Origin of the sequence: Candidatus Protochlamydia sp. W-9, assembly GCF_001950615.1 — a bacterium.
GTDB classification, from domain to species: domain Bacteria; phylum Chlamydiota; class Chlamydiia; order Chlamydiales; family Parachlamydiaceae; genus Protochlamydia; species Protochlamydia amoebophila.
Genome location: NZ_BCPZ01000041.1, coordinates 1 through 16,108, shown reverse-complemented (window position 1 = coordinate 16,108; position 16,108 = coordinate 1). Strand labels below are relative to the sequence as shown.

At 36.0% G+C, this 16,108-nt stretch carries 11 protein-coding genes and 1 pseudogene; 7 read left to right on the top strand and 5 right to left on the bottom strand.

What is annotated here, in order from left to right; genetic code table 11:
* Nucleotides 1–86 precede the first annotated feature (86 nt).
* The 7 genes from rpsA (at nucleotide 87) to BU804_RS14390 (ending at nucleotide 8,943) form a co-directional block, all read left to right on the top strand.
* A complete protein-coding gene (gene rpsA, locus BU804_RS00915; protein WP_075882612.1) occupies nucleotides 87–1,850 on the top strand; it encodes a 30S ribosomal protein S1 in 1,764 nt (587 codons plus the stop codon).
* Between the two features lie 363 nt (nucleotides 1,851–2,213).
* Entirely contained in the window at nucleotides 2,214–3,488 is a 1,275-nt protein-coding gene (nusA, locus tag BU804_RS00910) for a transcription termination factor NusA (RefSeq protein ID WP_075882611.1), read from the top strand.
* Nucleotides 3,489–3,510: 22 nt separating this feature from the next.
* Nucleotides 3,511–6,252 carry a translation initiation factor IF-2 gene (gene infB / locus BU804_RS00905; protein ID WP_226996082.1) on the top strand — a complete coding sequence of 914 codons (2,742 nt, stop codon included), beginning with the start codon at nucleotides 3,511–3,513 and terminating at the stop codon, nucleotides 6,250–6,252.
* A gap of 5 nt (nucleotides 6,253–6,257) precedes the next feature.
* Nucleotides 6,258–6,653 carry a 30S ribosome-binding factor RbfA gene (gene rbfA, locus BU804_RS00900; RefSeq protein ID WP_042282312.1) on the top strand — a complete coding sequence of 132 codons (396 nt, stop codon included), beginning with the start codon at nucleotides 6,258–6,260 and terminating at the stop codon, nucleotides 6,651–6,653.
* Nucleotides 6,553–7,341 (top strand): tRNA pseudouridine(55) synthase TruB, encoded by a 789-nt coding sequence (gene truB, locus BU804_RS00895; RefSeq protein WP_102135620.1) that lies wholly within the window; start codon nucleotides 6,553–6,555, stop codon nucleotides 7,339–7,341. Before rbfA ends, truB begins: the two co-directional genes overlap by 101 nt.
* 13 nt (nucleotides 7,342–7,354) lie before the next feature.
* The gene (locus BU804_RS00890) at nucleotides 7,355–8,296 is read left to right on the top strand and encodes a bifunctional riboflavin kinase/FAD synthetase (RefSeq protein ID WP_075882609.1); all 942 of its coding nucleotides are present in this window, start codon (nucleotides 7,355–7,357) and stop codon (nucleotides 8,294–8,296) included.
* 422 nt (nucleotides 8,297–8,718) lie between these two features.
* A complete protein-coding gene (locus tag BU804_RS14390; RefSeq protein WP_226996080.1) occupies nucleotides 8,719–8,943 on the top strand; it encodes a hypothetical protein in 225 nt (74 codons plus the stop codon).
* Nucleotides 8,944–9,437: 494 nt separating this feature from the next.
* Here BU804_RS14390 and BU804_RS11765 read toward each other — a convergent pair.
* The 5 genes and pseudogenes from BU804_RS11765 to BU804_RS00860 all read right to left on the bottom strand — a co-directional run.
* Nucleotides 9,438–9,891: pseudogene (locus tag BU804_RS11765) on the bottom strand (IS1 family transposase); the annotation flags it as partial.
* A 118-nt stretch (nucleotides 9,892–10,009) separates the two neighbouring features.
* Entirely contained in the window at nucleotides 10,010–11,515 is a 1,506-nt protein-coding gene (locus BU804_RS00875; RefSeq protein ID WP_075882607.1) for a BTB/POZ domain-containing protein, read from the bottom strand.
* A gap of 95 nt (nucleotides 11,516–11,610) precedes the next feature.
* Nucleotides 11,611–12,753: a THUMP domain-containing class I SAM-dependent RNA methyltransferase gene (locus BU804_RS00870; RefSeq protein WP_075882606.1), complete on the bottom strand. Its 1,143-nt coding sequence runs from the start codon at nucleotides 12,751–12,753 to the stop codon at nucleotides 11,611–11,613.
* A gap of 27 nt (nucleotides 12,754–12,780) precedes the next feature.
* Nucleotides 12,781–13,878 (bottom strand): redox-regulated ATPase YchF, encoded by a 1,098-nt coding sequence (ychF, locus tag BU804_RS00865; protein ID WP_075882605.1) that lies wholly within the window; start codon nucleotides 13,876–13,878, stop codon nucleotides 12,781–12,783.
* A gap of 37 nt (nucleotides 13,879–13,915) precedes the next feature.
* Complete coding sequence (locus tag BU804_RS00860; protein WP_075882604.1) at nucleotides 13,916–15,709, bottom strand: hypothetical protein; 1,794 nt, start codon at nucleotides 15,707–15,709, stop codon at nucleotides 13,916–13,918.
* Between the last annotated feature and the right edge of the window lie 399 nt (nucleotides 15,710–16,108).

Below are 16,108 nucleotides of genomic sequence, written 5' to 3'. Positions count from 1 at the left end.
TCTAAAAAATTATTCCCTTTTCATTGCTTTTTTTCTTTATCACTGGTAATCTATCTCTTTTATATGAAAATAGGAGAAACCTTTAAATGTTTAAACACCCTCAACATACTTGGAATGAAAGCAACATCGTTGATGATGTCCAGTTTCAAGAAACAGATGCAGAATTATTTAAAAATCTTTTAACTCAAAAAGAAGCACTTCCAGCTGACGAAAACTCTTTAATGAGCCCTGGTAGCATACTGAAAGGTCGCATTGTAGAGATTACGAAAGATCATGTTGTTGTCGATGTTGGGTTGAAATCTGAAGGGCTTGTACCTATTGAAGAATTTTCCGATCCCTCTCAAGTTTATTTGGATGCCGAAGTAGAAGTTTTACTTGATCAAGCAGAAGATGATAATGGACAGATTGTTTTATCAAGAGAAAAAGCTGAGCGCCTCCGCCAGTGGGAATACATTCTAGAGCATTGTGAAGAAGGGTCAATTGTTAAAGGTCGTGTTATCCGAAAAGTTAAAGGCGGCTTAATGGTTGATATTGGAATGGAAGCATTCCTTCCAGGGTCGCAAATAGACAATAAACGCATTAAAAATCTTGATGATTACCTCGGCAAAACATATGAATTCAAGATTTTAAAAATCAATATTGAGCGTAAAAACGTTGTTGTCTCACGCCGTGAATTGTTAGAAGCTGAACGTATTTCTAAGAAAGCAGAAGTATTAGAACACATTCAACCTAGTGATATCCGTGAAGGCGTTGTTAAAAATATTACAGATTTCGGTGTTTTCTTAGATTTAGATGGGATTGACGGTCTTCTTCATATCACAGATATGACATGGAAGCGTATTAAACACCCGTCTGAAATGGTTCAATTAGGTCAAAAACTTGAAGTCATGATCTTAAGTGTAGACAAAGACAAAGGTCGTGTTGCTTTAGGTCTCAAACAAAAAGGACCGAATCCATGGGATCAGATCGAGCAAAAATACCCACCAGGAACTCGTGTTCATGGTAAGATTGTTAATCTTCTTCCTTACGGTGCTTTTATTGAAATCGAGCCAGGGATCGAAGGACTCATTCACGTTTCTGAAATGTCATGGGTAAAAAATATTACAGATCCAAGTGAAGTTGTCAAAAAAGGTGATGACGTTGAAGCGATTGTTTTATCGGTTCAAAAAGAAGAAGGAAAAATTTCTCTTGGAATTAAACAAACAGAGCATAATCCTTGGGATGATGTTGAGAAAAAATACCCTGTTTCAAACATTGTTAAGGCAGAAATTCGCACTCTAACAAATTATGGTGCTTTTGTTGAATTAGAACCTGGTGTCGAGGGTCTCATTCATATTTCTGATCTAAGCTGGATCAAAAAAGTTTCTCATCCATCAGAAGTATTACGTAAGGGCGATGTCGTTGACGCTATTATTTTATCAGTAGATAAAGAAAGCAAAAAAATTACGCTTGGCGTGAAACAACTTAGTACAAATCCATGGGAGTCTATTGAAAAGACAATGCCTGTTGGAAGTTTAGTTAAAGGAAAAGTAACTAAAATCACAGCATTTGGTGCTTTCGTTGAGTTAGATAGTGGAATTGAAGGTTTAATTCATGTTACAGAACTATCTGATCAAGCATTTGGAAAAGTAGAAGATGTCGTAGCTAAAGGTGACGAAGTCACTGCTAAAGTGATTAAGTTAGATCCTGAGCACAAAAAAATTGCTTTATCGATTAAAGAATATTTAATTGATCAAAATCAATATAATCGCGACGATATTGTTGTGACTCCTGCTAAGCGCAAGAAAAAAGATGAACAGAAAAATAATGAAGACGATGAGTCTGACTCAGAACAAGAGTCTGAAAAGTAATTCTTCCGTTTCTTAAACTAGTTTGATCTGGTTTAGGAACAAATTGTTATTTGATAAGACCTCCCTAAATGGAGGTCTTATCTCATTAAGAAAACTTAAATTAAATGATTCTTTACTCGTTGTTAAAGGTTTAACAACAAGCAGAGAACCCTTTAAGAAAAGAATAAATTCGAAAGGTTTGCTGAAGAGTTACTCCTCTCATTGAGTCCATTACTTTTAGCATGAATGATTGATGATAGACTAAGTAATGACTGAGGTTGTTTCTAAATTCGAGATTTTAGCAAATGAATGAAATTTCGAAGTCTAATAATAAGAATTTAGATACAAAGTATTTTATCTATTTACAGAATTGAGGCATTAAGTATGAACAAAGATCTGATTGCAATCTTTGAATATTTAGAACGAGAAAAAGGCATTAAGCGAGAGCTTGTTATCAGTGCGATTGAAGAATCTTTACAAGCAGCAGCTCGTAAAAGCGTGAGCGGAGCCTCCAATGTAACAGTCACTATCCATCCAAAAACTGGGAATATTGATGTTTATTGTGAAAAGGAAATCGTGGATGATGTAGAAGTCCCCTCTCAAGAAATTTCTTTACTAGCAGCGCGTGAAATTGACCCAGATGCTGAAATTGGACAATTTATTGACATCGTTGTGACTCCCAAAGATTTTGGTCGAATTGCGGCGCAAAAAGCCCGTCAAATTATTACACAAAAACTTCGCGGGGCTGAAAGAGATGTAATTTATGAAGAATATCGCCACCGGATTAACGAACTGATTTCAGGAACAATTAAGCGATTTGTTAGAGGTTCTAATTTAATTATTGATCTTGGAAAAGTTGAAGCGATTTTACCAACTAGGGAATATCCTAAAACTGAAAAATATCAAGTGGGTGAAAAAGTTCTAGCTCTTGTTCTCGAAGTTAAAGATACTGAAAATGGTGGCGCTGAAGTGATTTTATCACGTAGCCACCCAGAGTTTGTAAAACAACTTTTAGTACAAGAAGTTCCCGAGGTAAGTGATGGAACAATTATTATTGACAAGATTGTTCGTGATGCAGGTTATCGCACGAAACTCACCGTTCGCTCGACTGATTTGAAAGTTGATCCTGTCGGAGCTTGCGTTGGAATGAGAGGCAATCGCGTAAAGAACATTGTACGTGAACTTCATAACGAAAAAATTGATATTATTCCTTTTTCAAATGATTCTATTGAACTTTTGCAAAATGCCCTATCTCCCATAGAAATTCGAAAGATCAATTTAAATGAAGAAGATGGTATCATTTCTATTGTTGTAGAAGACGATGATTTTGCAGCAGTCATTGGTAAAAAAGGAATGAATGCGCGCCTTAATAGTCGACTTATTGGATATGACTTAGAGGTACAGCGTATGACAGATTATAATCGTGCCATGGCAATTGAAAGAAACGAATTGGCTGCAACAGATGATCCAACTCTTGATCAACCCTTGGTAGGTATTGAAGGAATCAACAGTTTAATCTTTGACCATCTGGTTGATGCTGGTTATCATACATTAAAATCTCTGCTAACGGCAACTCCTAAAGAATTAGCCGCAATACCAGGCATTAGCCTTGAAATGGCAGATAAAATTTTAGAACAAATAAGAAAACAAAGGACATAGAGCGTTGGCCAAGAATCTAAAATTGAATATTAAAAACGCCCAAATTGCAGAAGCGATTAATTTAAGCGGTTTAAAAAGCAAGTTGGCGAAGAAAAAGGAAGAGGAGTCTCAGAAATCCTCTGCCGCTAAATCTACGTCCAAAACAACAAAAACAGAAGTGGAAGAATTACCAAAAGAAGAAGCTCCAAGAATTCGAGCTCGTTCTAAATCCGCTTTTGCAGAAGCACCTGCAGACCAATCATCTAAGGAAATAATAGAAGAAATTAAAACCTCCCAAGATGAAGAATCTATTTCTAGAGAAGCTGCAAAAGTCATTGAAGAAAAATCTCGCATGAAAACAAGTGCAGAAATTCGTCAAGAAATTTTTGGAGAAGAGCTTTCTCAAGCGCCTTCAAAAGACAGTTCGCAAGAATTAGAATTTGCAGAAAAAATTAAAACTAACGAAACCAAACCTACAACTTTTATCGAACCGACTATTGCCCCCCCTGCTCCAGCCGAGCCTAAATCACTTGTTGAGGACAAAACTTCTATTACACACGTTTATCAAAACCAGAAAAGAGATATTCCTATTCGAGAATCATTACCACCTCAAGAGAAACTTGGTCCGACTGGAAAGCACATGAGAGATTTCATAAAACCTAAACCTCAGCCAGAGCGAGTTTCTCGCCCATTGGAAGCCAATAGCTCAAATCAAAAAGAAGTTTCTGAAGCAAACAAAGAAAAACTTGATAAAAACAAAATCAAACCAAAAAGTAAAGGTTTTGAAGAGCCTAAAGTACTTACTGCAGATGATGATGCTCGTAAAGGACTTAAATCTCCTAAATTTAAAGAATTTAAAGATATTAAACCTGCACGTAAGCCAGAAACTCGTCAATTTGACGCACGCGATAGACAAGGGCTTCGAACTTCGGACGAAGATCAACATTGGCGTAAAAAGAAAAATAAACAGCGCCAAAATATACAAGAAGATACAACAATACGTCCTACTTCTTTAAAGGTACGTCTTCCTATTTCTATTAAAGACTTAGCTTCTGAAATGAAATTGAAAGCATCACAATTAGTAGGAAAATTATTTCTACAAGGTGTTGTTGTTACACTAAATGACTTGTTAGAAGATGAAACAACAGCACAACTGCTTGGGCAAGAATTCGGATGTGAAATTACAATTGACACAGCAGAAGAAAAGCGTATTCAGATTACTGATAAGAGTATTCGAGAAGAGCTACAACAATCTCCAAGTGATCAACTACAGTTACGCCCTCCTGTCGTTGCCTTCATGGGTCATGTTGACCATGGAAAAACGAGCTTAATCGATGCGATTCGAAAAAGTAATCGTGCGGCTGGTGAAGCTGGTGCTATTACTCAGCATATTGGTGCATTCCGTTGTCATACGCCTGTAGGTGATATCGCTATCCTTGACACCCCTGGTCACGAAGCTTTTTCGGCTATGCGTGCTCGAGGTGCAGACGTTACAGATATTGTTGTCCTCGTTGTTGCTGGTGATGAAGGCCTTAGACAACAATCTATTGAAGCCATTCAACACGCAAGAGCTGCTAATGTTATCATCGTTGTGGCTATTAATAAATGTGACAAGCCAAACTTTAATCCCGATAACGTTTACAGGCAATTAGCTGAACAGAATCTTCTTCCAGAACCTTGGGGTGGACAAACGATTACAGTCAATTGCTCGGCAGTGACAGGAGAAGGAATTCCAGAATTATTAGAAATGCTTGCTTTACAAGCAGAAGTTTTGGAATTGAGAGCTAACCCAAGCATGCGTGCTCGCGGAACAGTCCTTGAATCTGAAATGCATAAAGGTCTTGGATCTGTAGCTACAATTTTAGTTCAGAATGGAACATTAAAGCGTGGAGATGCTTTAGTATTTGGATTGCTATGGGGTCGTGTAAAAACCATGCACGATGAATATGGAAAAGAATTGCAAGAAGCAGGACCTTCTACTCCAGTTGAAATTACAGGACTTTCAGGTCTACCCGAAGCAGGCCAGGAATTTATCGTAGTGAAAAACGAGAAAGAAGCTCGTGAAATTGCAAACGTCCGTTCTGAAGGAGCTCGTCAAAATACTTTTATGTTGCAGCAGAAGAAAAAAGTTTCGATGGAAAACATGCTTCAGCAAGCTTCAGCAACAGGTAAAAAGATGTTGAATATCGTTTTAAGAGCTGACGTGCAAGGATCACTTGAAGCTTTAAAAGTTGCCTTATTAAAAATTGAATCGGATAAAGCTGATCTTAATATTATTTTTAATGGTGTAGGAGAAGTATCTGAATCTGATGTTCAATTGGCAGCTGCTTCTAAAGCGATTGTCCTTGGATTCCACACTCAAATTGAAAGTCATGCGGAAGCTCTAGTTAAACAATTAGGTGTTCAGGTTCGTTTGCACAATATCATTTACCATGCCATCGATGATATTAAAGTCTTAATGGCTGGTCTACTCGAAAAAATTGCGCAAGAAACAGAAAAGGGTAAAGCTATTGTTAAAGCAACCTTCAAATCTTCGCAAGCCGGCATCATTGCTGGTTGCCAAGTTATAGAAGGCAGCATTCACCGCAATAACTATGTACGCCTTAAAAGAGGTCAGGAAATGATTTGGAAAGGAACAATTTCATCTCTTAAACGTGTCAAAGAAGATGTACGCGAAGTCCAAAAAGGAATCGAGTGTGGTATTCTTCTTAATAACTTCACAGATATTCTTGAAGGAGATATCATTGAAGCTTATGACATCACTTATATATCTCAAGAGTTATAAAAAAAATGGCTATTCAGAGAACAGACAGGCTCAACTCCCTATTAAAAGAAGTTATTTCAGAGGTCATTAGACGTGACGTGCGGAATCCGTACGTCACTGAACTTGTCACAGTGACTCGTGTTCAAATTTCAAGAGATTTACGACATGCGAAAGTATTTATCAGTATTATTGGATCTGAGCAAGCGAAAGTGGAAACGATTGAAGCTTTAAAATCTGCTGCTGGATTTATTGCAGTTAATGCTTCACAAAAAGTTGTTATGCGCTATTTTCCAGAGCTTAATTTTAAATTAGATGATAGCGTTGATAAACACATGCGCATTGAAGAATTACTTGGAAAAATCACAAAAGAAAGAGAGTCCCGCCAAGGAGACAATAGTGATCAGCTTGAACAGGAGTCTTAGCACTCCTCCTTCTCATTTAGAAGGAATTCTACTTATCAACAAACCTAAGGGTAAAACATCCTTTAGCCTTGTTAGAGATCTTCGCAAAAGACTCGGAGTAAAAAAAATTGGGCATGCCGGCACTTTAGACCCTTTTGCAACAGGAGTCATGGTGATGTTAGTCGGTCGTAATTACACGAGACTTTCCGATCAATTTCTTTTGAGTGATAAAGAATACATCGCTGAAGCTTATTTAGGAGTTGTTACAGATTCTTATGATTGTGAAGGCCAGGTATTATCTCAATCAAATATTATTCCGACTCTAGAACAAATCAAAGAAGCCTTTTCTTTGTTTCAAGGAAAAATAGAACAAGTCCCGCCTATGTTTTCTGCCAAAAAGCAACAAGGGAAAAAGTTGTATGAATTAGCAAGACAGGGAATAGTGGTAGAGAGACAGCCCGTAAAAATTTCTATTCATACGGAGTTACTTTCGTACAACTATCCCTATTTAAATTTTCGCATCGAATGTAGCAAAGGAACCTATATACGTAGCATCGCGTATGACTTGGGTACAAAACTCGGTTGTGGAGCCCATTTATCCAATTTAACCCGCACGCGAAGCGGAGCTTTTTGTTTAGAAAATTGCCTTAATGGGGCAGAGATTCATACCATCACCAATTTAGAACAAAATTTGATTCGTAACGACTAAAAATAATTCCTCAATGAAATTGTATAGTAAACTTGAAGAATTTTTTGATAAAAAAATCCCTCAAATCCTCACGATAGGGAATTTTGATGGGGTTCACTTAGGTCATTTGTTTGTCTTACAGCGCGTTCAAGCTATTGCTAAACAGTCTGATGCAGAAATAACAGTTCTTACTTTCAGCAATCATCCGTCTGAAGTTTTACGCCCACAAGATCCTGCCAAACTTCTTTGCACTCTTCCTCATAAAATAAAATTATTAGAGTCTAATCATGTAAACCATTTATTTCTCATTCCCTTTACCAACTACCTTGCTAAACATAGCGCTGCTTCTTTTGTTGAGCGTATTCGACAATTTATCCCCTTTTCTCATCTGATTTTGGGACACGACGCAACACTTGGCAGAGACAGACAAGGTAATCGATTAGTGATGCAATCTTTAGCGGAAATGTGGGGCTTTGAAGTTTACTATTTAGATGAATACCGCTATGAAGGGTTAGCAGTTTCTAGCACCTCTATAAGAAAGCTTGTCCAAGAAGGAAATTTAAAAAAAGTCCACGCTCTTTTAGGGCGCCCTTATTCTATTTATTCGACTATTTCAAGCGGACTTGGGAAAGGAAGACAAATGGGCTACCCTACAGTCAATATAGAAGTGCAAAATCTTTGCTTACCTCCGTTTGGTGTTTATGCGGTTGAGATTAAAAAAGGGCAAGAAATTTTACCAGGAATTGCCAACTTAGGCTTTGCCCCCACGATTAGACAAAATAACATTCCTCTTCTAGAAGTGCATATTTTGACTGATCAAACAGAGTTTTCGGAAATTTCCATTGAGGTGATTTTTCAACACTATATACGCCCCGAAAAAAAATTTGAAAATATAGAACAATTACGTTCACAGATTCGACAAGATATTGAGCTTGTAAAAGCTTATCAAAATAAAATTCAAACTTTAGACTTTTAATACTTCAATGCTGAAATAAGGTATATTGCTGGTCTAGTAAAACAATTCAAGAATAAGAATTATTATGTGGATTCATTTAGTTGATTTTATTTAAAGAGCTTACACTTGTACTCAAGTGCCTCGTGTTCGTCGATTTTAAAGTTCCTTTAGAAAACATCTGTTGTTTTATTTAATTAGCCGATTATTATCAACTGATAGAGGTTATAAAAAATTTAGAACAACGGTTACTTGACGCCTATAAATTAGACAAATATGAGATATTTAACTCTAGCGAAGATAGTCTAATAAAATAAAAAGGCGGATTTGATTCAGGGGAAGTCACTTTTTATGAACCCACTACTGGAAAAAGAATTACAGAGCACTTCTTTAGCACTCATTTTGTCCATTTTCTTAGCTTCGACCGCGATCAAGAACATTGCTGGGTGGCTACTAATCCTTACTATTTAATTGAGTGCTTAAATATCACAAACATTCCTAAAACAGTGGGAAATTTTTGCCCTAATAGGCTAATAAAAGAAAATATAAAAGGTAATTTAACGGGTATTTATGCAGATGAGCGCCGCTTAGCTTGCTGCGATAAAGAAGGGTGGCTGGATGTTTGGGACTTCGCTAAGGTTCGTCCCCCACTCCCAACCCTTAAGCTTTGAAATTTAGTTTATCCAATTGAACGCCTAATCAAGGCTTGTTTTAAAACTTCATCTTCATAAATAAATGGATCAGTTTGCTTTAACTCTTCGACAAGCTGAACAAGTAACCTTGGATTGTAAGTTTAATAAAACTTTGACAAAAGAAAGCGTGGCACTAGACACAAGATAATGACTTAATCTATGCTGAGAATTTTCTGACAATTCAATTATTTCTTTTGAAATTTTTAGATAATGCGTGCAATTTTTTCTAGATATTTATTATAAACTTTATAGCGCTCAGCGTTGTCATCCGATAACTTTATCTGAGCCTAGCTTTTTTTCAGAATCAAAGTTTAGAAAAGTAATTTTCCTACCGTATTCTCTTCTATTAATAAAATTATCATCTTTTCTTCTGGAGTCAAATTCATTTCTTTCAACGCTTGCTCAAATACTCCGGGTTCCCTTATTTCCTACTCTATGATAATTTTTAGTTCCTCGATTTGTTTTTGATGTTGAAAAAAGAAGCTCAGCGGTTTTTTATCCCGAGGACTCTCACATGCATAGCAAGCACTTTGTGACATTTTTATGAAAAACGAGCCATAACCACTGATCATTTTTCTTATATCCTACAAAGCTCCATTGTTCATCTCCTTCAAGTTTAGCCACTTTCAACTCATCTTTCTCATGACAAGTGACTTGTGCATTTAAATCCTCAGGTAAGTCATTGATAATGAAATCTATATAATCTAGCAGCCATGGGCATCCTTACAACAAAAACTCTACAAACCCATTAAGAGACATTCTTCTCAAAGAGATTTTCTGACAAGTTTCTTTGTTTGTCCGTCAATGATTTTAGCTTTATTGTTTTCGCTCCACTGTTTGCCACTTTAAACAGCGAAAATTTTGCTTTTCTTGACTTTTATCACCCTTTTTTTTCACCAAAGCTGATCCGCAATATGTACATCTCATTACTCTTCCCCGTTTGATTAGAATAATCCGTCTATCCAATTAGATCAGTTTATTGAAATAGCCTTAACTATTTAGCACTACCTGATATCCTTTAATAGTACTTATTCTCCAATAACAATTAATCGAGCAGTTTTAAAAAAGGATATTCACGTCGGATCTCTTCAAGACAGGTAAGAGAAAACTCACAACCTTTAATCGATAACTCTTTTAAATTGGGTTTTAAACGAAGAAAATAAAAAAGTCCTTGATCTGTTAATTTTGAACATCTTTCTATGCTAAGTTGAGATAATAAATGCGCCCTAACTCCTATTTCCAAAAGACCTTTATCGGTTACTAAGTCACAACGGTTACAATTAAATTTAGAAAGGTGGGGGCAGCTAGAAAAAATTTCCAATATTCCCTGATCTGTTAGAAGACGGCATTCTTCCACGTCAAATTCTTCTAAACGAGAGCAATTCCGACAAATCGATTTTAAATCGTCATTCGTCAATTGATGACATTGCCTTGTACTTAAACTAATTAACGTTTGTAAGCGATGCAGTTCTCCCCAAGATTGATAATTAAGATGCACATTTCCATCTAAAGTTAGTTTTTTCAAGTTTAAAAATTGGTGGCCAATCTCTCGAATATGATGAGGTCGTAGCCAACCACAAACAGAAAGATTTAGTTCACCCAAAGAGCCTGGTAAATCATCAAACTGGTTGTCATAAATGGTAGAGCCTGTCAAATCTGCTCCCATGAGTCTTCGACAAGCATTCACACATTTTCCATAGTAAGGGCTTGTACTTAGATCCTCACTAAACGTGAGATGGGTGATAAAGGAGGCAAGTTGATGAAAAAAATCTAACGTTTCTTGTTTAAAATCTAAAAATTCAACGCGTAGTTCTGTCTCACTTTGGCAAGGTAATAATTTTAATCCATACCCATAACTATTAAAAACTTCGCTGATAACCGCTTTCCAATCTAAAAAATATTGACGGTGCGCTTTAATGAGGTTTTCAACAACATTTTCTTGATTAATGTACTTCTTTAGTAATTTCGCACAATCACGCACTAAACCTTGAATTCTCCAAGCTTGCGCTTGCTGCATAATTGCTATTAATTCATGAGATTCACATTGCCACAATTCTTCTGCATTTTCTTTTAACGCATAGCTTTCGATCCAATTAAAAGTATTTAGAGAAATTTTTGGGATTTCCCATCGATCTTTCAGTTGTTGATAATAATTGATAAAAAGGTCTTTAAAAAAAGGACTAATGGTACCCAGTAAAAGGCTATTGACAATACGAATTTGACCTTGAATGACTAATTTAAATGTTAAAAATAAAGCAGGTTGAAATAACAAATAAGGTTTAAGTTGATGTTGGTGAGATCGAATAATGTGAGCTAGTTTTTCTGCGTAGTAGGTAGGGAGTTGATTCAAATAGAATGACTTTGCAGTCCATCTAATAATTAATTGAATAAAACCTACGTGTTTTGTAAACCAAGCTTCGTCCTGACAGCCGGCCTCAAAAAAAGCAATTAAATCTAGGGGCTGTTTCGTTAACGCTTGAAAAAGCTCTCGGTCAGACTCTAAATTGAGATAAGCATGAAGGTTCGGAGGTAAAAAATCAGGACCTTGCATGCAAATCCTCTCAAAAACAGATAAGTCTTAATAAATTAAATCTTAAGTTCCCTAATATGCGAACTATTCAGATTAATAAGCCGCTGAATTCACGGTCAATACAGTTCATAGGCAAGTAAACGCGAATCAATGCCCCCATTGTTGAGAACATGTCGTTTAGATGCAGCAAGTCCTACTTCTTTAGCAAGTTCCAAATTACCTGTAAATACAAAACCTTGTGCAGGTCTAGCAGTTTTTTTCTTTATAAAATCGCCCAATGAACGGTAAAAAGGACGGAGTTGATCTTCTTCTTCTAATCTTTTACCATGGGGTGGATTGGTCACAATCAGATCGGGTGAAACAGTCGGTGAAAACTCTCTAAAATCTGCTTGCAAGACTTCAACAGCTTGCCCAAATCCTGCAGCTTTTAGATTCGTTTTAGTGGCCCAAACGGCACTTTTATTGATGTCAATCCCAAAAAGGTGGCCTGGCTGAATTGTTTTGCGATGCTCATCTAATCGATTACGCACTTTTAACCATTCATTCGCTTGATAATCAGGATGGTTCATGAATCCCCACTTTTGCCTTAGATAACCAGGAGGGGTTTGGCTTGCCATTAATGCCGCTTCAATTAAAAAAGTTCCTGATCCGCAGCAAGGATCTAATAAAACTTTATCAGCTGAATATTTTGCTAAACGAAGTATCGCGGCAGCTAATGTTTCTTGAAGAGGAGCTTCGACTGTTTCTTGTCGATAACCTCTTTTATGTAGAGGAGCCCCTGATGTGTCAAAACTAATGATAGCGAGTGAATGTTGAATATAAAGATTCAGTTGGACATGAGGCTGTTGAACATCCACAGAAGGGCGTCTGCCCATTTTATGTCTTAGCTGATCGCAAATCGCATCTTTAACAACTTGCGCAGCAAAAAGACTGTTACGGAGTTCACGATGATGAACGTTGGCATCAATAGCAAATGTATTTCCTTCTTTTAAATAAAGAGACCAATCAATGTCATAAATATGTCGATATAAAGATTTTCGGTCAAAACACCTAAAGCGAGAAAGAGGCAACAAAACACGGCTAGCCAAACGTGATGCATAATTAATTTTATAGATGTCTGCCCAATTCCATTGATTGATAAAAACACCTCGATAGCCCGTTTGTAAATCAGTCAATCCAAGCTCTTGAAGTTCTTCTAACAAAAGAGGTTCCAGCGCAGATGCACAGCTGACAAATAATAATTTTTTTTCTCCGTTCACTTAATAGTTCCTTTAGAATGATTAAGATTAATGATGCATAAAAAGGATGACATCCCCATCTTTGACAAGGTAGTCTCTTCCTTCAGCCCGAACCTTTCCTTGCTCCCTTGCTCCAGCTCGGCCTTTGTAAGTCATCATATCATCAAAGGCAACCACTTCTGCACGAATAAATCCTTTTTGAATGTCCGAATGAATTTTGCCTGCTGCTTCAGCTGCATGAGTTCCTTCAGTGATAGTCCAAGCTCGCGTCTCAATTTCACCTGTGGTTAAATAGGTCAACAGTCCAAGCATACTAAAAGAAGCTTTGATCAAACGTTCAAGGCCTGATTGCTGAAGGCCCAAACTTTCTAAGAAACTTTTCCTTTCAGCCAAAGGGAGCTGAGCAATTTCTTCTTCTAATTTAGCACAAATCGGAATAACAACATTTCCCTCTGCTTCTGCATAATCTTTAACTCGGCGAACAAATTCATTATCCATTTCTGGTAATTCTTCTTCAGAAACATTGGCCACATATAAAACTTTTTTAGAAGAAAGAAAGCGATAAGCCTCAATACTTTCTTTTTCCTCATCTGTTAATTCAAGTGTTCTAACGGGTTTATTCTCATTTAAATGTTCGGAGACTTTTTTTAATGTTTCCAAACTGAGCACGAGTTCTTTTTTTGTTTTGGCTTGTTTTTCTAAACGGGCCAGTACATTTTCAATCATTTGTAAATCTGCTAAACGCAGTTCCATATTAATAATTTCAATGTCATGAATTGGATCAACTTTACCCGCGACATGGATAATATCACTTGATTCAAAGCAACGTACGACATGGACAATTGCATCTGTTTCCCGAATATTTGATAAAAATTTATTTCCTAAGCCTTCTCCCTTAGATGCCCCTTCAACAATTCCCGCAATATCGACAAATTGCATATTCGCGTAGACAATTTTCTTACTATTGGACAAAGCAGACAAACGATCTAAGCGATCATCCACCACATCAACAATTCCAATATTTGGATCAATCGTACAGAAAGGATAGTTAGAAGCAGCTGCTTGATTAGATGTGAGGGCATTGAAAAGCGTTGATTTACCGACATTGGGTAAACCAACAATTCCTACGGAGAGGTTTGTTGACATAATTAAATCCTTTTAAACAAAAATGAGATTTAAAATATCAAAATATTGAAATTGGAGCAACAGTACTGTCTAAAAGAATTCCCATTTCTTGCAACATGGCAATTAAAAATTTATTTTGAATTTTTCCATTCATTTCTAAATTTTCTCCCTGAAGCTTTCCTTCCATGGTAAGCTCCTCTTTTAGAGATTGTTTTCTCTCTACTTCTACTTCTTGTCGATCAATCCATTCCGACCACCATTGGTAAATATCTGCTTTGGGAATTTGCGGTGTACCAATAGTTGTTTGAATATGGTTTATGATTGTTATTTGATCATAAGGTTTTAAATACACCAATCTTTTAACCCAACGCTCATTTGATTGAGAATCAGAATAAGAGTTTACTACCCCACCTTTCCATAAAATTCTTCGAAGAGCTTTTTCAAATAGAGGAAAAATTTTTAAAAAAGGAGGAATATAGGCATTTTCATCATTTAAAGCAGCTTGATGAGTAATACCAAATTGCGTTCCAACCTTTGACATATTTATGCAAATGTTATAATTATGCACATCATTTATCTTGGCGATTTTACTAAACAAGTAGCTAAACAAATTGGATGTCAAAATTGTTTGATAAACTGCTTGAAACATTCTAGTTCTTTCTAAAAAGAGCGTTGCAAATATTCTTTGTTGCAGTGGAAGCGCTTCATTTTGAGAAATTAAACTATGAAATACCTCTTCCACGACTCTAAATTTACCAATTCCACAATATTGCCCTCCTTCAATCCCTAATTTTAGAAGAATATCCGCCCGGCTCATTTCATCCTGGTGGCGCAATTCTTGAACAATAAATTTACAATAGAAGTCTAACATTTGATAATTTTGAGGAGGTCCAACCATATTTCGATCTTTGATGCTTTTAATAAAAGCTTTAAGATTTTGTTTAAAATAATCTTGCTCAGATATTGTTCCTCGCGCTATTTCGCTCCAACGTTCATCATCGCGTAATTTAAGACTTAAAGCAATTTGATGATTGTCCCAATTAATATCTGCTAAATAGTCTAAGATTTGGTCTAATTTAACATCTTCTTGGATAGAAGGAAGGACATTTTGCTTTAAATGAACGGGATTTACAGCGTAGCGCGATTGGTTTGTCAAATTTTCAAGATCTTGAAGAGAAACTTTAAGATAACTTTGTTCAGGGTTGCTAGATGCATGCAGGCTTAGAGATTGTCTATTTTCCTGGTTTAATTGTTTTCGGTAACATTTAAAGAAATAATCAACTATAGGAGAGACTAAATTGATCACACAGAATAAGCGATTTAAAGTATTTCCCCAAACCATTCCAGCAATATTACTAATAGAATACATCATATAATTTAATGGAGAATGCATTTGCGCAGGTAAAAAGCAATGACGATCTAAAAAACCGATCGCTGTGAGAATCAAAAATGCAGTCGCTTGAATTCTTTGATGGAATATCCATAAAGCCACTGCAGAAACGACTGAAATAGCTACACTCAAAGTGGGTAAATGCGATTGCGCAAAATTAACAATTGTTCTCAAACGTAAATTATTAAATTCCTGACTTGCAAGCCAAGAGACTAACATAGGAACACCAATGACAACTACTGTCATTCCCCTTAAAGGATTAGTGTTTCCGGCTGCAATTAAGGCATATTTAACTTGCCTTAAAGCTTGATTTAAAAGCTCCATTTGTTGGATTGCCACCGCAACATGATTGCGCCCTTGTCGATGAGCATGCTCATCTTTAAGTTCTAGTCTAATCGCAGAAGCTGTATCTAAACCTCGTATCATCGGAACAGCAAAATTGATAAATGTTGAAAGTTGCATTTTAACCTAAAATAAATAAATAAAACATAACTATAAGTTTAGATTTTATCCACTTGAAAATCCAAATTTTAATAAATTTTCCTCATTTTGAGAAGGAAATCAAAAACTTATTATTATTTTATAAACTAAAATAATTGTTTAAATTTATTAAAATTAAATGATAACAAAAGTTCACAAAAATTTATATTAAAAAATCAGTTAATTTAAATAAAATTAAATTACCTAGGATTTTTTTAGCTCAAAAACGGTTAATTTTTTTTAATATTACTCGGCAAAAAAACACAGCTTAATTTTTGAATTCTATAAATAAGTTTGTGCACTCGGATAGCTTAAAAGTATATTCCTCCTTTAAAAAAACTCATTAATTAAACTCAATAAAAAAAATTCTTAAACGTTTTG

Excerpts from the sequence above, each read along its gene's own strand:
- BU804_RS00875 (WP_075882607.1), bottom strand. The coding sequence starts at position 11,515 with ATGCAAGGTCCTGATTTTTTACCTCCGAACCTTCATGCTTATCTCAAT.
- BU804_RS00890 (WP_075882609.1), top strand. The coding sequence starts at position 7,355 with ATGAAATTGTATAGTAAACTTGAAGAATTTTTTGATAAAAAAATCCCT.
- nusA (WP_075882611.1), top strand. The coding sequence starts at position 2,214 with ATGAACAAAGATCTGATTGCAATCTTTGAATATTTAGAACGAGAAAAA.
- BU804_RS00860 (WP_075882604.1), bottom strand. The coding sequence starts at position 15,709 with ATGCAACTTTCAACATTTATCAATTTTGCTGTTCCGATGATACGAGGT.
- rpsA (WP_075882612.1), top strand. The coding sequence starts at position 87 with ATGTTTAAACACCCTCAACATACTTGGAATGAAAGCAACATCGTTGAT.
- ychF (WP_075882605.1), bottom strand. The coding sequence starts at position 13,878 with ATGTCAACAAACCTCTCCGTAGGAATTGTTGGTTTACCCAATGTCGGT.
- rbfA (WP_042282312.1), top strand. The coding sequence starts at position 6,258 with ATGGCTATTCAGAGAACAGACAGGCTCAACTCCCTATTAAAAGAAGTT.